Annotated in this window: 12 protein-coding genes and 1 pseudogene; 7 read left to right on the top strand and 6 right to left on the bottom strand. The window is 60.2% G+C overall.

Going from position 1 to position 17140, the window contains the following annotated elements; all coding sequences use genetic code 11:
• Positions 1-39: 39 nt before the first annotated feature.
• Positions 40-612, bottom strand: coding sequence for a periplasmic heavy metal sensor (locus FJ490_RS28965; protein WP_064994874.1), 573 nt, complete (start codon positions 610-612; stop codon positions 40-42).
• Between the two features lie 1013 nt (positions 613-1625).
• Here FJ490_RS28965 and FJ490_RS28960 point away from each other — a divergent pair.
• Positions 1626-1835 carry a transposase gene (locus tag FJ490_RS28960; protein ID WP_084016086.1) on the top strand — a complete coding sequence of 70 codons (210 nt, stop codon included), beginning with the start codon at positions 1626-1628 and terminating at the stop codon, positions 1833-1835.
• 869 nt (positions 1836-2704) lie between these two features.
• On the opposite strand, the gene FJ490_RS28955 is transcribed toward FJ490_RS28960, so the two are convergent.
• Positions 2705-2950, bottom strand: coding sequence for an ATP-binding protein (locus FJ490_RS28955; RefSeq protein WP_280952669.1), 246 nt, complete (start codon positions 2948-2950; stop codon positions 2705-2707).
• 326 nt (positions 2951-3276) lie between these two features.
• Between FJ490_RS28955 and FJ490_RS28945 the strand changes: the two genes are divergently transcribed.
• Complete coding sequence (locus FJ490_RS28945; protein ID WP_064994861.1) at positions 3277-3990, top strand: GntR family transcriptional regulator; 714 nt, start codon at positions 3277-3279, stop codon at positions 3988-3990.
• Between the two features lie 643 nt (positions 3991-4633).
• Here FJ490_RS28945 and FJ490_RS28940 read toward each other — a convergent pair.
• The 3 genes and pseudogenes from FJ490_RS28940 to FJ490_RS28930 all read right to left on the bottom strand — a co-directional run bounded on the left by FJ490_RS28940 (position 4634) and on the right by FJ490_RS28930 (position 7127).
• Positions 4634-4825, bottom strand: a complete 192-nt coding sequence (locus FJ490_RS28940; protein WP_013533545.1) for a hypothetical protein — start codon at positions 4823-4825, stop codon at positions 4634-4636.
• Positions 4826-5537: 712 nt separating this feature from the next.
• On the bottom strand, positions 5538-5849 hold the full coding sequence (locus tag FJ490_RS28935) for a dihydrodipicolinate synthase family protein (RefSeq protein ID WP_140688030.1): 312 nt from the start codon (positions 5847-5849) through the stop codon (positions 5538-5540).
• Positions 5850-5886: 37 nt separating this feature from the next.
• Positions 5887-7127, bottom strand: a pseudogene (locus FJ490_RS28930) (aminotransferase class I/II-fold pyridoxal phosphate-dependent enzyme).
• A 110-nt stretch (positions 7128-7237) separates the two neighbouring features.
• Here FJ490_RS28930 and FJ490_RS28925 point away from each other — a divergent pair.
• From FJ490_RS28925 to FJ490_RS28900, 5 genes are all read left to right on the top strand, one after another.
• Complete coding sequence (locus tag FJ490_RS28925; RefSeq protein WP_064994856.1) at positions 7238-8743, top strand: PLP-dependent aminotransferase family protein; 1506 nt, start codon at positions 7238-7240, stop codon at positions 8741-8743.
• A 215-nt stretch (positions 8744-8958) separates the two neighbouring features.
• Positions 8959-9681, top strand: a complete 723-nt coding sequence (locus tag FJ490_RS28920; protein WP_176479568.1) for a B3/4 domain-containing protein — start codon at positions 8959-8961, stop codon at positions 9679-9681.
• Between the two features lie 478 nt (positions 9682-10159).
• Positions 10160-10780, top strand: coding sequence for an FMN-binding negative transcriptional regulator (locus tag FJ490_RS28915; RefSeq protein ID WP_064994855.1), 621 nt, complete (start codon positions 10160-10162; stop codon positions 10778-10780).
• 565 nt (positions 10781-11345) lie between these two features.
• Positions 11346-12188, top strand: coding sequence for a TIM barrel protein (locus FJ490_RS28910; RefSeq protein WP_064994854.1), 843 nt, complete (start codon positions 11346-11348; stop codon positions 12186-12188).
• An 821-nt stretch (positions 12189-13009) separates the two neighbouring features.
• Positions 13010-13684, top strand: a complete 675-nt coding sequence (locus FJ490_RS28900; RefSeq protein WP_224655970.1) for a transposase — start codon at positions 13010-13012, stop codon at positions 13682-13684.
• A 209-nt stretch (positions 13685-13893) separates the two neighbouring features.
• Here the strand turns inward: FJ490_RS28900 and FJ490_RS28895 are convergent, their stop codons facing one another.
• Positions 13894-17070: an efflux RND transporter permease subunit gene (locus FJ490_RS28895; protein WP_095790674.1), complete on the bottom strand. Its 3177-nt coding sequence runs from the start codon at positions 17068-17070 to the stop codon at positions 13894-13896.
• Positions 17071-17140: the final 70 nt, after the last annotated feature.

Here is a 17140-nt window from a genome sequence, read left to right as displayed (position 1 = left end):
CGTTTGTCCGCTCCGTTCGAACCTGTGCTCGTACAGAGCTTATCCGCGATCTTCGAGATCCCCGAAATCGTCGAGCAACTGCTCAAGCTGCTCGGCCGTCAACACCTCGGTGGCATCCAGCAGATCGGTCGTCAGCGCGCGCAAAGCCTCGCCGGCCCACTCGACAATCTCGGCGCGCACCTCCTCCACTGCGTCGGGATCGAGGGTTGACGCGCTGAGCAGCTCGGCGAGATCATTGTGCGCCTGGATTAAGCCCTGCTTGATGAGGCGAATATGGTTATGGACCTGGTCGGTGATCGCCGCCAACTCTTCTTCCTGCTCGGGCGTGATGTCAAGATCAACGAGCTTGGACCCTAAGTCATGCGCGCAGTAGCCCGTCCCATGGCGGAGGCCGGTCTGCATGTGCATGTCGGGTCCGCCGTGGCCGCCGCCGACGTCGAAGCGCTGCACGCCTCCGTAACCCTGGCTGAGCGCGCCAGAGACGCCGACGCTGGCAAGCGTGACGACCGCAATGCCGCCGATTGCGATGCGCTTGCCCCAGTTCTTCGACTTCGGAGTGCGGGAGAAATGTTGACGAAGTTTCTGCCACGCAGAGGGTTCAGTTTGGGGCATGAACATATTCCTTTGAATGTTGGTCGAGTGGAATGCCTGGATCAGTAGAACCGGCATTTGCAGCAGATAGGTTTGTGCCAGTTAGAAGGCAAGAGAATATAAGTATATTTCTAAATATATCCGACTATTTTTGCGCGAAACGATGCAATCGGGCATGTCGCCTACAGTTGAAGAGGCATAAGAGCCTATTGATAAGATAGTCTGACTTATTGTTCAACTTCTGGATTGATGTGATAGCGTCAGGAGCCGCGGCGACTCCACGTACCCCTTATGACTGCTGGGCCTGAGGGTGGCCCGTCATCCGATAAGCAACGGCCGAGGGTTAAGCCAGCTGGCCGGCGCAGTGCCTCATGCACAAGAGGCGGGCCATATGTGGATATTCACAAGGAGCGGATTTCGATCGCGGTGGCAGCGAGCTGACGCGGCGGATCGCTGGAATATTTCGGCGAGATTCCCAATGACACTGATGCCATCAAAAAGCTCTGCAACCGTCTGGGCATTCCGGCAAGCCGCTAGCGTTTGGCTAGGAGACCGGCGCGTGCGGTTATGGCCGTTATCGCCAACTCACAAGCCTGAGTCATCGCTGCGACGTGGTGGCGTCATCGCTGATTCCGAGGCGGCCGGCGATCGGGTGAAGATAAACCGTCGGGATGCCACCATGCTCGCCCGCCGCAATCGGGCCGGAGAGTTGACCCCCGTCTGGGTGCCCATAACGATCACGAAGCCATTCGCGACCTGATCGCCTGTGTAGCCCCGTCGTGCGACAGATATTGACGCGAGCGCATGAACGTCTTCGCGATTTCTGCTGCGTCACGGGCATAAGCAAGAGCGTGGGGCGGCCTGGCGAATGGCTTGCTGCCGATTGCTTTTGACATTGGCCTTCGAACATCCCGCTCAGCAGGTCGGATTCAGGACTACGTCGATGCCGTCATGATGCGGAACGGCGCCTGCAGCAGGTCCAGTAACAGATACTCAGCCGATCCCGGAATGAACCGGCGCTCGGTGGGTGATGCCTGCAGGCAATACGCGGTATCGCGTCAGCCAATGCCGTGGTGCTGGTTGCGGAAGTCGGCGACTTCACCCGCTTCTTCAATCCACGCCGGCTCATGGCCTACTTCGGCCTGGTCCCGGCGAGCAATCGAGTGGCGAGACCGTCTGGCGCGGGCCGCATCGCAACGGCCGGCAACACCCATGCCCGGCGCGCGCTGGTCGAGGGCGCCTGAGCTTACAGGATCAGACCGCATCGGCCGGCGCAAGGTCGACCCGATCGAAGCGCTGCCACACGTCGTTCGCGATCGGGTCGTTCCAGACGCGCCGGCGCGTCCAGGCAAAAATGCGGCCCGTCAGGGCGTCAAGTCCGCCTCTTGCACCTGATATCCGCAGTCCAAGTGCCTCGATCGCCGATCGAGTGGCGGGCCAATTTCTACGCCAAAGGCCGTTGTCAGCAATCATGACGGTGGAAGGAATCTAGCGCTTGGTGCCCGCGTCTGGTGTCGACGATGATTTTGATCGCGCACTCGATCTTCTTTAGGACTAATTTGCGCATGTACATGAAGCCAGTTCCCGCTGCGGCGAAGGTCGTGGCGCATGCTGCGCGAATGCCTCGCCGGCATGGCATCGTTCGTCCCGGCCGAAGACGAGCCCACGTCGACCCCGGAGCGGATCGCCGAGGAAATCGTGCGGCGCGTGTTTGCGGAAATGTCAGCGCTGCCCAGAATTGCCTTGGCTATCGGACGTGCAATAATGACGAGTGGAGCGTAGAGGATTACCCGCAATCGCGCGCCCCATGAACACCTCGGCTGGCCACTTGGATCAGATTCTCCACAATGGAAGGGCGGAAGGTGACGGGGGCAGGCACTGCAGGCAGCGAACGACGTGATGCTAAGTACGCGGACATTTGTTCACTAATATACCATGGGAAGTGAATAGAGGCGGCGCTCTGGCAAAGTGAGGCTGCGACACGCACTGACTTCATAGGAGACGCAGCGGCTTTGCTTTCGCACTGGAGCGCTGCGGTGAGCGAGCCTGTCGAGAATGGCGGCGGCCCCTGATATTTAGCTCGGCGATGATGCCATCTGGCAACAGGCGGTGATCAGGGTGGTTTGCGTCGATAGCGTTTCTCGACGATTTCGAACAGATGGAAGTGCTGCTCCTCAATGAGGGAGTGCGTTCCGAAGTCGTCGAGGATGAGGAGCCGCACGCGCGTGAGCTTGTAGATGAGGCGGCGGCAGCGGCCATCAATGCGGGCGAACGCAAATCCCTCGGAGAGCCGTAAAACGCGCAGGTAGAGCACGGAATGATCGAGCCGTGCCGCCTGACGGTCGAAGGCGCAGGCCAGCCATGACTTTCGATCCCGGTCTGGCCGGCGACGACCAGGTTCTGGTGCGCCTTAAGCGAAACTTAACGAAACAAGAACGATACCGATGGCATGGCGAAGCTCGCTGAGGCCAGCTTCAAAGCGGCCGCTTTGGCTCACCGTTTGATGTGGCGGCGAGGTTCAAATGTCCCCGTGGGGCAAAAATGTCACTTGCGCGCACGAGGATCAGCCCCATCTAACCGGCTCCCCCGGGTTGTAAGGGCAGATCGGGCGGGCGAGGGACACCAGGAGTGGGGCTGCAGCCCAAGCTTCTTTGAATAGCAGAAACCATTCTCCCAGGAGAAGGCATGTATAGGCAGCACGAAGATACACCAGGATGGGATCGGTCCAAGGCCAATCGACTCTATAAAGCATTGAAGAAACTTATCGTCGATTTTAAGGTGCCCCCCGATACGCGACTCGACCCACGTCTAATCAGCGTTACCCTGAAAACGAGCGTTACCCCGTTACGCGAGGCATTGATTCAGATCGAAACCGAAAAGTACATCGTCGGATCTCCTCGCAATGGCTACTACACAAGAAAGCTGGATACAAAGCAATTATCAGATGAGTATGGTGTTGCCAACGCAATACTTCAGGGTGTTTTCAGGGAAGGCCCAGATGAGCATTCCAAGCCGTGGTCGACGCTTCCTACGATCCCCAGCTCTAACGACTGTATTTTGTTTGGGGAGTTCCTCGAGGTATTTTATGAGAAGATCGCAGAGGGTGGAAACAATGGAAAAATGCTGGATCTCGTTCATGAGTTCAACATCCGAACGAGATATGTACGTCTTTTGGATTTGCAACGGCCGGAGCGTCTATCATGTATTATAACTGATATGAGACAGCTTGTAGAGCTTCTTGACAAGCAAGACAAAAATGGGGCGATCGCAAATATTGGTCGGCAATTCAGTGCGACAATTGAAACCGTCCCCGAGCTTGTGCTGGAGGGTAATCTTCGTGCCGGGGATACGAAAGAGAGCTGGTTGAAGACATTGCAGTCGAATTTCGACGAGAGCTGACCGGCGGTTTCCACTGAGATGTGGCTCTGGCTCACTTTTGCTGCTGTTGCTGCCGGCGCTTTTGCGGATTCCCCGGAGGATTAACTAATGCAACATCGACTTGCCCGCGCGAGCCTCGCGCCTGACGGATTGGCGCGGTGATTGATGTGAAGGTTATAGCGAACACCGCTCAAAAGCTTCGATCGCGCCAATTTTCGGGAATTTTTCCAGACGGGGGCCAGCCGGAGCGTTCAAAGTAGATATGTGCGTCGGCCCGCTGGCCCGCTCCTCGTCGTACGGACGAGCACACGCTGGTGCTGCTGCGGGGGCTTGCACCGCATACCCGACGCCGTCATCGCCGGCATTCTCAACAAACAAGGCCGCCGAACGGCGTACGGCACCGCTTCGGCGCGCCACGCCGAGGCTCGCCGGCGCACGCCCCCTCGTCTGGCGACAGACGTCACGGTCTCGCCCGAAAGGAAACTCTCCTCAGCGCTTCGGACAGGACCTTGGCCCAATCGACCGCGTGGTCCCCGGCCATGGGGTTCGCTACCTGCCCGGCATCGTGGATGCGCGCCCCAGGCCTTCATGGCTATTACCCATCCGGTTATGCCTGGGGAGCAGGGAGGATTTGCTCCACAGGTCAATAGCTAGGGCGATCGTCTCAGAAGCGACGCACATCCGGAAATGGTAGCACCTCCGCCTGTTGGCGGGGCTGTTTGAATTCTTCGAAGGCGACCGCCTCAATTATAGCGTCCAAGGCTTCACGCCCCGTCTGGCTCATCGGGTCATCACCACCAAGATAGTGGTACGCCCGATCTAAATGCACCCGGGCCGCGGAAAAATCGCTCTTCATTTAACCTCTCAGTAGCCGCCGCGTCAGCCCTCTACGAGGTCAGTGTCGCGCAACGGTGAACATACATAGGACAATTTGATTTAAACTTGACACAATCAGGAGGAGTAGCATGCTCGGACGATGACATTTTGCCAGAACTGTGCCGCAGTGAGAGCTGGCCTCGCAAGCCGCTGAGCAAGGATGTGGTCCCGAGGGACGGGAGGTGCTGCGCTCCCTCGGCACACACGGTGAGCTCGCTGGGTAGGGGTCGAGAGCTGTAATCCGTCGGTGGTCAGCACACCACTCGAAAGCGGGGCTTACGATTGGGGCACCTGATCCTAAACGGGCCGGGACTTCGGCGACCTGGTACTTCGCGGCAGCGGAAACCGGCTTGATTGGCCGTGGGGGCTGGGCGGAACAGATTTCGAGGAGCTCTGCGATAGCGTAGACAATGCGAAGGCTCGAGAACGTTTTAAAAAGCTCCCACACCGGGCCAGCGTAGCGTCTAACCCGTGTACTTCTGTGTGGTCGCCGTGCCGAGCCGCTCTGACGATCCCCAGGCAGGGCTCCGGCAAGATGCCACCGAGGACGCTGTACCATGCATCGGCGCCCGCGATCAGGGCCGCCGTGACGTTCCAGTCGCCGCTGTAGCCGATTGAGAATTCTTTCGGCAATATTTCTTTCTGGTACGCAAGTTGGCCTTCGATAGCATCGCCCCGGTCCGCTGAGTTTTTCATAGCGAGGATCTCAGGCAGCTGTCCCAGACGCGGATGAGTGCTGGCGTGAAGCGAAAATGCGTGTTTGCAGGATCGTCGTAGATCACGATCGGAAGGCCACTTTCGCGCGCCACTGTCGTAAAAATGCTCGAAAACCTCGTCCTCAGTGAGCGGACTGTAGGACAAAGCGGCGAAAATCCCGCGGCTGCGCCGAGGGCCTTCGCATCACTTGCATATTTTACCGCTTCATCGGTGCGCAAAGCGCCCACGTTCGCCTGCTTGAGATCGGTGATCAAATCGGCGCCCTGTGCAGCAAAGGTGGATTCCATCGGCCTGCTCGGCAGCACCGGCACTTACATGTATCTGTCACGCGAGGAACGCCGTCGGGCTTTTCCGAGGCGCTGGACGAAACGGGTGGACGAGTCCCGCTCGCGGTTTACGCCAAGCGATAGTGACGGCAGCGACGGCGTCTTCAAGTCCTACCCACAGGCGCATGAGGTCGTCGCCGACTGCTTCAGGCAAATGCGCGTCCTTGCAGATTAACTTGCGCGAGCGGGTCAGGCTTGCCGGATGATAAATGAGACGGTCAGCATCGCCAAGGCTGACTGCCCTGGTGATCAACGTGAGACCGTCCATCATACGGCGCGCGCCCTCGAACCCCGTTTGGAGAGCCAACATGCCTGAGCCGTTCGACATCTGTCTGCGCGCGATCTCATGGTCGGGATGAGAGCGGAGAAACGGATAGCTAACCCAAGCCACAGCCCGGTGCGTCGAGCGCCTGGGCGACCGCGAGCCCAGAGGCACTGTGACGCTCCATACGCAGCGTGAGTGTCTTCAGCCCGCGCAAGATCAGGAACGCGGACATGGGCGAGAGCGCTGCCCGGGTCGGATAGCGCAGGCCAGTTTCGCGCAACAGGTGCAATGTCTTCGCATCGCCGAGTATGACACCGCCCCGCGCATCGCCATGTCCGTTGATGTACTTGGTCAGCGAATGGATCACGATGTCAGCTCCGAGTTCCAGCGGACGCTGGAGGGCGGGCGAGGCGAAGGTGCTGTCGACCGCGACCTTCACGCCGCGAGAGTGGGCGTGTTTGGCAATGGCAGCGATGTCGAGGATACGGCTCAACGGGTTGATCGGCGTCTCGAAGAAAACGAGCCGAGTCCTTTTCGGTGATGGCCCCCTTGAGATTACTGGGATTTGACAGGTCGAGGGCAACGACCTTAGTCAAAATGCGGCAGGCCCTGTTCGACCATGGCGAGTGCATTGGCATAAACGGTGTTGTGGACGATGAGTTCGTCACCTTGCGAAAGCAGCGAAAGGATCAGCGTGCCGAAGGCCGCCATCCCCGAGGCGAGTACCAGCCCAGCATCGGCTCCTTCGAGATTGGCGAGCCGCTTTTCGAGGACCCCAGTCGTCGGGTTGTATTCGCGTGCGTAGAAGTCTTCCGCCAAGGGCTGCGGCGGCTTCGTTTGCTGCCACGCCTTCAAATCTAGGTCGATGTAAGAAACACAGGCGTCTGAACGGAATTGGAAAAGCCGGCCGGATCGTAGCCGTGATGGATGACCCGGGTGGCAAATGCGAGGTCGACCTCGTTCCGGAATGGCATTGATATTGCCTCGTTTTCAAGCGGATCTTCGGCGCTGGCCATCGGCTTTAGCCCTCTTGATTTCGGGGACAATGCCGTCACACTAACTCAGATGGAACGTTCAGTTGGCGATGAAAGAAATGGTCCAGCCTTCTCCTGCCGCTTCGACAGCTCGCCCTCAAGGTCTGGGCGCGCGCCAGATCTGCGAAGCTCTTCGCGAGCAGATCCTGGGCGGCATCTATGAAACGGGCAGCCAACTGCCGTCGTCCCGGGGCCTCGCAAATGAACTCGGTGTGTCGCGAACCACGGTGACGGTGGCATATGACCAGCTGGTCGCCGAGGGTTTCATTGAGGTCATCCAAGGCGCAAGACCTCGCGTTGCAGCTTCGCTAGTCGGGAGTAAAGCGACCAGCGCGGTGCCGAAACGGACTGGCCCGATTCACCTTTCCAGTTACGGCGAGCGACTGCGCGCCAGTCCGCCACGGTCCGACTACCTCCCCAACCGTCTCAAGGTCGATTTCCGCTACGGCGACCTCGCACCATCTGATTTCCCTGCACTGACGTGGAAGCGCGCGATGAACGCGGCGATGTCACAAAGTACCGGAAGGCTGGCCTATCACGATCCACGCGGCTCGCATCGCTTGCGCCAGGCGTTGCAGGGATATTTGTGGCGCGCCCGAACGCTTAGCTGCCGGGTCGAGCAGATCCTCGTCGTGAGTGGATCACAACAGTGCCTGGACCTTTGCGCGCGTCTGCTGCTGGATCCTGCTGACAGCTTCGTGATCGAGGATCCCTGCTATAGAATGGCGCGCCTGGTCTTTGCCAGCACAGGAGCCACTCCAGTGGCCGTCGCCGTCGATAGCGAGGGCATGAAGACGGAGCTGCTGCAGGAAATTCCGGCGCGGCTGGCCTATGTCACCCCGTCGCACCAGTTCCCGCTCGGCGGCGTCTTGTCGATTTCGCGGCGCTATCAGCTTCTCGAATGGGCTCGGCGCAACGACGCCTATATCATCGAGGACGATTACGATGGCGAGTACCGGTACGACATTCGTCCGGTGCCCCCGTTGCACAAGCTGGAAGACCGCAGTTCCGTGATCTATGTTGGGACGATCTCCAAGACACTGTCGCCGATGCTGCGCATCGGCTACCTGGTGGTTCCGGCCGAGTTGCAAGATGTCTTTGCGACGGCCAAGCAGCTTCTCGACAGGCATTCTCCGGTTGCCGAACAGGAGGCCCTGGCCTCACTTATCGAGAGCGGTGGTTATGAAAGCCATGTGCGACGCGTCCGCCGTCTCAACGGCGAGCGTCGAGAGGCGCTGCTTGCCGTCCTTCAACGCGCGTTCGCAGACAGTATTGTCATCGAGGGTGCTGATGCAGGGCTGCATGTCGTCGTCTGGTTCAAGGATCTTTCTCGCTCGCTGGAGGACATCCTGGTTGAAGAGGCGCGGCGGGTCGGGGTGGGCATCCATCCGATTTCATCACTATACATTCGAGATGAAGGCCGTGCTGACCGGATTGGACTGGTGATGGGCTATTCCGCCCTGACCATTCGGCAGATCGAGAATGGCGTTCGGCTCCTTACTGGCGCTGTTCAACGGGTAAAAAGCCTTGCGAGCACTCGGCAACATCCTCAATAACCGGCCTGACGGTGCACAGGCCTGGCTCGTGACCCCAGAGTCACGCCGGCAGCGATCGCAGACTGGATCAGCAAGACTTGCCATGACTGGCCCTGTCGCCCAGTCAGGGTCCAGGGCAGTACTCTGACCCTGCGACCTGGCGAAGAGAGTTCTCGACGAGACTCCTACATCCAGTGGAAGCAAGGCGCCGTGCGGCCGGCTTAAAGGAGAAAGCGTTGATGGATTTTCCGCTGATCGACGAGGAAATGGCAGAGATCGCACCTGACTTTCGCGCTATCAGCATTCTTGTTGATGCACAGGACAGTGCGCGAGGCGTCATGGCTCGAGACGTGTTGGGAGAGGCTTGCGATTTCGTCCGAGCGGGAGGACCCGCCTGGGGAGAAGCGCACTTAGCCAATTGGGCGGAGGCATACGTCCGATTCGGAGCAAAACCAAACCGGACGCCGTGCTCGGCGCACGCATTGAAAAAACGGGTGGAGAGGGACGGCCGCATCCCATCGATAAATCCTGTCGTTGACCTCTACAATGCAGTGAGCCTGCGTTTCGCAATACCCGTCGGCGGCGAAAATTTCGATGCATACGTCGGTAAACCACGGCTGACAATTGCGGAAGGAACGGAGTGCTTCCACACTGTTTTGAATGGCGAAGCGGTCGTCGAACAGCCTTCCAAGGGGGAGGTCATCTGGCGCGACGATCTGGCAGTTACATGTCGCCGCTGGAACTGGCGGCAGGGCACGCGCACCCGGTTGGAGACGGTGGGCGGCCGCATGTGGTTTATTTTGGAAAGCTTAGCAGCGATGCCGGAGGGAGCGCTCGAGGACGCAGCTAAGATGCTCGTGAGCGGTCTGAGAGAGCTTGCACCAGGGTGTAAGGTTTACGAACAGGAAATCACCACCGCAAAAGCCTCGGTCGCCAGTTCCGCCAGGCGGGTCGGTTGAGGAACGTGCCATCCCTGTCATCGCGGCTGAGCTGGCCTGCATGCGCGGCCTGATAGGCAGGCCGGCAGCACGGAAGCCTATCAGAGATGTCGATCGAGAGGCGTATGCTCACCCGTCGGGGGAGCTCTCCGCCTCCTTCGAAGGCTAACTTCCCGAGCAGATCGGTACGCAGCCATATCTGCGGGTCGCGAGCTTGCCGCCGACACCGCCAGCGGCTCGGCGGCACATGCTGTGTCCTAATTAATTTTGCCAACCCGGGAGGACGGCGCCAGCTCGGCGTCACACAGGTCCTGCTGGGCTACGCAAGCTGGACACACGGCCCTCTACGACTGTTGGGCCACTAAGATAGTTGGCCCGATGATCTGGGCTCGCCAGGTCACTTCACCAACTGGACGACTTCATTTGTAATTAACTGGCTGTTTCCTGAGGGTCAGATTGCCGGTATCCCGACCTGCAGCGCACACACGGAGTTCCCCCGATGTACACCCCTCCCGCCTTCCGCGATGATGATATGGATTTCCTGCGGGCGAGCGTCCGCGCATCTCCTCTGGCGAACTTCGTCACCGCGACGGCCGAGGGACTCTTCGCCTCGCCGCTGCCCCTCTTGCTTGATGAAAGCGAGGGCGAGCACGGCGTGATCTACGGCCATCTCGCCAAGGCCAATCCACAGTGCCGTGTTCCCCCGCTGGGCGACGGTCTGGCCATCTTCATGGGGCCGGAAGCTTACGTGACCCCGGCGTGGTATGCGACCAAACAGGAAACCGGGAAGGTTGTGCCTACCTGGAATTACGTCACCGTCCACGCCTATGGCCCGGTCGAGTTCTTCGAGGACACCGGGAGGCTGCTGGAGGCCGTGAATCGCCTGACCGACCACCAAGAGGGTGAGCGCGTCTCGCCCTGGGCGGTGTCGGATGCGCCGTCGGATTTCGTGCAGGCCCAACTCCGCGGAATTGTGGGTCTGCGCATGTCGATCACGAGGATCGAGGGCAAGCGCAAGATGAGCCAGAATCGGAACGCGGCCGACCGTGCCGGAGTGGCTGCGGGCCTCGCAGCGAGCGAGCGGGCATCTGACCGTGAGGTCGCCTCCTTCATCCCTTAGCAACATAAACTTCGTTGGTATCGACCACCATGACAAATTTGACGCAACTCGCCCCACGCCTTGCCGCGGCTTTTGTGCTGGCGATAACGCCTGGTGCTCGGCGACTCTATGTTGTCGCCCGCAGTCTCGCCGGCGGTCGCCCCGATTGCGTTCAATACGCTCGCCGACGCGTTGGCCTTGTGCCCAGAGCCATTAAAGGCCGCACAGCAGCGCGTCCTGGATTGAATCAGAGCCTGAGGGAGAGGTCGGGGAGGCCCTATGATTGCACTGGCCGTCCACCTCGCTACGGCGGAGCAGCCGGCCACATCAGTTTGGCTCCGGAGCGGTTCAGCATCCTTGCGGCCTGGTACTCACTCTGCAGAAGCGGCTGGGTAGGCTGGATCCATCTTCGGTCATTTCGCTTAGCAGATGAATGTCTCAAGAGGCGCGGTGGTACCCGTTGCGTGAAAGTCGGCTCACAATGATAGACAATCCTATGAATAGAGAGCGGGTGACTTCGACCGGCTCGCCTCCCTATGCCGAACATTTCGGCCTTGAAAATCGAGAAACGGCCAGTGAGCCGCGAATGGCGGCCGCCTTGATGAAAGAACGCCACTCCGTGCGCCTGGCGCCGCTTCGGTTTGCGCTCGACCATATGGCGACACCTGGGCTTGACGTCATGACGTTCCTCGCACTCGCCCGCGATCTCGGTCTGACCGACGTGCAAGTCCGGACTAATCCTTGCAGCAAGGCTGTTGTGCGCGGCAAGCCGTCGGCGGATATCCGGGCTGCCGCTGCCGAAGCGGGAGTCACGATTATCTCAGTCAACGCCTTGCAGCGATTCGACGAGTGGACTCCCGCCCGCAAAGCCGAGGCCAGCAAGCTCGCCGATTATGCGGCCGCCTGCGGCGCCCAGGCGCTCATGCTGGTGCCGGTGAACGACGGTTCGCGGTCCGCCAATGCCGAGCGCCAAGGCAATCTCCGCGTCGCCTTAAAGGCGCTAAAGCCAATACTTCAGTCGCGGGGTCTCGTTGGGTATATCGAGCCGCTTGGGTTCCAGACCTCCTCACTTCGGTCGAAAAAAGAAGCGGCTAGCGCCATTGCCTCGGTTGATGGCCAGTCCGCCTTCCGGCTTGTCCACGATACATTCCACCACACGCTTGCCAGCGAGACGTCCTTCTTCTGCGACTTGACCGGTCTCGTGCACATTTCGAGCATAAACGATCCAACCTTCTGGATTCGCCCGGATCGCATCCTGGGCGGCTCGGACAATTGCAGCCAAATCCGGACGCTACTCGATGGCGGCTATTCGGGCCCCTTCTCCTTTGAGCTTGTGGAGGAGGTCCATGCGTTAAATGACTTTGCAGGCGCATTTGCCGCCAGCATCGATCTCATCCGACGCGGGCTTCTCAGGCGAGTTCCGGTTTGAGGCGCGGAGGCAATTGAGCGGAGAAGTCATTGGAGATCGCTCCTGTGCCCTGATCATGCAGGTGCTTTGCGGGTCGCCATTGTTTCAAGACTGGCCATGGACCGCCTTGGGCGGCCCTGCCAAGTAGATGGGTCGGCAAGGCGAAACCTTGGATCTGGTGCTGAGGGGGCGGGCTATCGAAACTTTTGTGTTAGACCATGTCTGATTGAGGGGCGAACATTAGCGTAGCCCGATCTAAGTCAAGCGAGCTTGCGCCCAGCCGATTTGGGGTTTCTTCAGCACTGCCTCGCAACGTCCGGGGTTCAGCTCAAAGACATCGATCGTGTGTCGTTCCACGCTGCCGAAGCGAATGTAACCCCCGCTCGATAAAGGCCTCGAGCCCGACGCTTCAATCCCTTTCACGCCAACCCCCCCCTACGCCGCTCGCTCACTGCCGCGCTGTTGAGCGCGCGCTCGCGAGCGGCTTCTCCCGTCGAGTTACACCGTCCCGGCACGTGACCCGCAGAACTGACAGACAGATTGGATCGGCTCTTGAGCAGTTCCTTTCAGTTCGTACCCCTGCCGTCGATGCACAATCAAAGACACGATAGATAGTTTTTGCATGCTGCGGACTCCGCCACCTGGTCGATATCGAGAGATGGCATAGTGCCTACTTGCTTCTAGGTACTCGCAGGAATCGTTATGGTCCGCGGTGTACGTCACCAACAGGTCTTGCTCGGGCGGTCGGATGCATATAGCTCGACTGCAGAAGAATCGGCCGGACCTTCACCCGTCGCCTGCCGCGACTTCCAGCGCAATTCGTTTTCAACAAGGAACTACCTATGAGGCGGCAGCCCCCGGCATTCACGGTCGAGATAAGACAGAAGCGCAGTTCTCAAAAGCGAAGTGGTTCCATCTGGAGCGGTGTCGATCTTACCGCAGCAACGGCCGAGACAAGAAGAGAACTCGAGGAGATGGATCTGCCAAATCATCGACTTGTTGACTCAAGCGTCGTAGCGCTTGATGCTGAACACAGGCACAAACCGCGAGCGGAGCATCTCATGGCAAATTCCCTGGACGCTGAACCAGTAACAACTACAACCCAACCGGCAGCCAAAGTGGAGATGCCTGAAAAGAAGAAGGCCAAACGGTCGCCGAAGGCGAAGGCTGAGCCTAGGCCAGCTGCTCGGAAGAATGCCAGCGCGGCGTCTAAGGCGGAGGAAGCACCAGCAGCGACGACCGGACGTAAGACCTACTCTGAAAAGGAGCGCGCCGAGATGCTCGCCCTCATACAAAAGTCTATCAGTGGCGGCGCCACCCACAAGAGCGCCGTAAAGCAGGCCGGCATCTCGGAACAGACCTACTATCAATGGAAGAAAGCTACGCCGCCGGCGCCGGTTGGTGACGATCTGAAGGACCTCGTCGCGCTTGAGGAAGAAAACAAGCGACTGAAGAGCCTGCTCGCGGAACGCCTGCGCAAGGAGAACGCGGAACTGAAGAGGAAGCTCGGGCTTTAGTAATCCTGAATCGCGGATCGGAGCGCCAGAATTCTTGTCCGACGCCCGCTATCCGAGAGGTCGTAGTTTACGCGTCTGCGCTTCCCAAGGACCTGAACGCAAGTCGAAGAGCATTTGCGTCAGGCACTGCCCACCGTATTGCGGGGCAAACAAGCAAAAGGCCGCCCGTTGTTCCGGGCGGCCTTTGCCATTCAAATCATGCAGCGTGCCTATTCGGCGGCTTTCGGGAAGGCGATCGCTGGTTCCGGACCGGCATCCGCTTTTTGCGCATCCGACGAGATCTCACCCTTGCCGCGCCGGTACAGCCGGCTGAACAAGCCGCGCCGTGCGCCCGGCTTGATCTTGGCGCGGGTGAACACCATCAGCATCGAGGGTGTCACCACCAGCGTCAGCACCGTCGCGAAGGACAGGCCGAAGACGATCGCCGAGGACAGCGAAATCCACCATTGCGTCGACGGCGCGTTGATCGTCGTCTCGTGGTGGAAGATTTCCAGCCCAAGGCCAAAGGCGATCGGCAGCACGCCGAGAATGGCCGATACCGCCGTCAGCACCACCGGGCGCGCGCGCTCGCGGCAGGTCTGCAGCACGGCCTCCATCTTGTCCCAGCCCTCTTCGCGCAGCCGGTCATAGGTGTCGATCAGCACGATGTTGTTGTTCACCACCACGCCGGCCAGAGCGATGACGCCGATGCCCGACATGACGATGCCGAACGTCTCGCCTGTTATCAGCAGTCCGAGGAACACGCCGATCGTCGCCATGACCACGCAGGACAGCACCAGCCAGACGCTGGTGAATTTGTTGAACTGCATCAGCAGCACCAGGAAGATCAGGAAGATCGCCGCCCCGAAGGCCTTGCCAAGGAAGGCGCTGGCCTCGGCGCTGTCTTCGTTCGAGCCGGCCAGCTTCCAACGTATGCCGCTGCCGAGATCCATCCCGGAGACGGCCTTGGTGACCTCCGCCTGCACGGCCGCGACCTGGGCGCCTGCGGCAACGTTTGCCTGGACGACCACCGTGCGCGCGCCGTCGATACGGTTGAGGATACCGACCGTCGGCTCCGGCTTGCGCACGACGAAATTCGAGATCGGCACCGAGCCTTGCGAGGTCTGCACCCTGAGCTCGTCGAGCGTCGACAGCGTGCGCCGGTCTTCCGGCAGACGCAGCCTGATGTCGACGGCGTCGTCGGCGCCGGCAGGCCGGTATTCCGAAAGCTTCAGCCCGTTGGTCACCAGTTGCACCACTGTGCCGACAGCGGTTGGGCTGATGCCATATTGCGCTGCCTTGGCACGGTCGACCTCGAGCGCCCAGTCGACGCCGGGCGGCGGGAGGCCGTCGGAAATGTCGATGACGCCAGGCACCTTGCCGATGCGTGCCGCAACCGCGCGCGCTTTGTCGTCGAGCCCCTTGGGGTCGACGGCCGAAAGCCTGATCTGGATCGGCTTGCCCGTCTGCGGGCCGGCTTCCGGAACGCGAACCTCGACGTCGACGCCTGGAATGCCGGCCATGACGCCACGCAAATCGTTCAGGATATCGTTGGCCGATTTGCGCTCGCGCCAGTCGATGAATTCATACTGGATGACGCCGACGACGTCCTCGGACACATCCTGGCCGCCGCCCTGCGTCTTGCCGACACGGGTATAGACAGACTTCACGCCCGGCCAGCCGAGCAGCCGGTTTTCCGCCGTCTTGGTGGCCGCGTCCATTTCGGCAAGCGAAAGATTGCCGCGGGCGTGGACATAGAGCAGGCCGTAGTCAGGCTCGACATTCGGGAAGAATTCGACGCCGGCGCCGAATTTCGAATAGGCGTAGCCCACGCCAAACAACAGCGCCACGGTGAGGACAAGCACGGTGATGGGATAATGCACCGCCTGCTTGACCACGGCCATGTACCAGCCGTCGCGATTGTCGTCGGGGTGATGGGCGGGCGCCTTGGCGAATATGGCGCCCAGCGTCGGTGCGAAGACCAGCGCATAGAGCATCGAGGCCGAGAGCGTCACGATCAGCGTGATCGGCATATATTTCATGAAGTCGCCGATGATGCCCGGCCAGAACAACAGCGGTGAGAAGGCGGCAATGCGCGTCATCGTCGCCGCGATGACCGGGCCAGCCATGCGCTTGGCGGCAAGCGCGAACGCTTGCTCCTTCGGCATGCCCTCGCTCATGCGTCGCTCGGCGAACTCGGTGACGATGATGGCATCGTCGACCAGCATGCCGACAGCCAGGATGAGGCTGAACAGCACGATCATGTTGATCGTGTAGCCCATCATCGCCAGCAACAGGATGCCGATCAGGAAGGATGAGGGGATGGCCAATCCGATCAGCAGCGAGGCACGACCCGACAGCGCGTAGAGGATGACGATGAACACCAGGATGACGGCGATCATGACGTGGTTCTGCAGATCGCCGAGCAACTGGTTGACGAAGACCGACTTGTCCTGCGTGTAGGTGACGTTCATGCCTTGCGGCATCGTCTTGACGTAGGCGTCGGACACCTCCCTGACCTTGGCGAGCGTGTCGATCAGATTGGCGCCGATGCGCTTCTTGACTTCGATGGCGATGGCCGGCTTGCCATTGAGGCGCGTGATCGTCGTGGCATCGGCGAAGGTCGAGCGGATCGTCGCGATGTCCTTGGCCTGCACCACGGCATTGGGGCCGGCGACCACGGGCAAGGCCGCCACGTCCTCGGGCGTCTCGATCAGTGACGGCACCTTGACGGCGTATTTGCCTTCCGAGCCTTCGATATTGCCGGCGGCGACCAGACTGTTGGAGGCACCGACAGCGCCGATCAGCTGATCGAGTTGCAACCCGTAGGACGACAGTTTCATCGGATCGATGACGACTTCGACAAGATCGTCGCGCGAACCCTGCAACGAGCCCTCCAGGACGCCTGGCACTTCCTCGATGCGGTCGCGCAACTCGCGCGCCGCGGCGGCTAGCACGCGTTCGGGCAATTCGCCCGACAGGGTGACGACGAGGACGGGGAATTCGGAGATGTTGACTTCGGTAACGACCGGCTCTTCGGCCGCCTGCGGCAGGTCGGCCTTGCCGTCCTGGACCTTGGAGCGCGTGTCCTGCAAGGCCGTCGCCAGATTTGTCTGCGGCTGGAACTCGACCAGCACATAGCCGCCGCCCTGGAAGGCGGCCGAGCGCATTTCCTTGAGGCCTTTCAGGCTCTTCAGCTTGCTTTCCATCGGCCGCAGCAGAAGGCGCTCCGAATCCTCCGGCGAAATGCCCTGATAGATCAGGCTGATATACATCATCGGAATCGGAACGTCGGGCTCGGCTTCCTTCGGCGTCGACTGATAGGCGACCCAGCCGGCGAGCAGAAGGAAGACGAGGACCGAAATGGTCAGGCGGGCATTGTTGATTGCGAGTCTGACGATATCCATGGCTAACGCCTGTTCTTGAATTTCACGAGCTGCGTCGCAGCCAAGTGTCCCCGCCCGGGGTCTGTCCGCC

Source organism: Mesorhizobium sp. B2-5-11, from assembly GCF_006440835.1.
Taxonomy (GTDB): domain Bacteria; phylum Pseudomonadota; class Alphaproteobacteria; order Rhizobiales; family Rhizobiaceae; genus Mesorhizobium.
Note: the sequence above shows the minus strand (reverse complement) of the source record. Positions and strands in the feature narration are given on the sequence as shown.

Excerpts from the sequence above, each read along its gene's own strand:
- FJ490_RS28900 (WP_224655970.1), top strand. The coding sequence starts at position 13,010 with ATGAGGCGGCAGCCCCCGGCATTCACGGTCGAGATAAGACAGAAGCGC.
- FJ490_RS28915 (WP_064994855.1), top strand. The coding sequence starts at position 10,160 with ATGTACACCCCTCCCGCCTTCCGCGATGATGATATGGATTTCCTGCGG.
- FJ490_RS28965 (WP_064994874.1), bottom strand. The coding sequence starts at position 612 with ATGCCCCAAACTGAACCCTCTGCGTGGCAGAAACTTCGTCAACATTTC.
- FJ490_RS28940 (WP_013533545.1), bottom strand. The coding sequence starts at position 4,825 with ATGAAGAGCGATTTTTCCGCGGCCCGGGTGCATTTAGATCGGGCGTAC.
- FJ490_RS28925 (WP_064994856.1), top strand. The coding sequence starts at position 7,238 with ATGAAAGAAATGGTCCAGCCTTCTCCTGCCGCTTCGACAGCTCGCCCT.
- FJ490_RS28945 (WP_064994861.1), top strand. The coding sequence starts at position 3,277 with ATGTATAGGCAGCACGAAGATACACCAGGATGGGATCGGTCCAAGGCC.
- FJ490_RS28895 (WP_095790674.1), bottom strand. The coding sequence starts at position 17,070 with ATGGATATCGTCAGACTCGCAATCAACAATGCCCGCCTGACCATTTCG.
- FJ490_RS28935 (WP_140688030.1), bottom strand. The coding sequence starts at position 5,849 with ATGGAATCCACCTTTGCTGCACAGGGCGCCGATTTGATCACCGATCTC.
- FJ490_RS28910 (WP_064994854.1), top strand. The coding sequence starts at position 11,346 with ATGGCGGCCGCCTTGATGAAAGAACGCCACTCCGTGCGCCTGGCGCCG.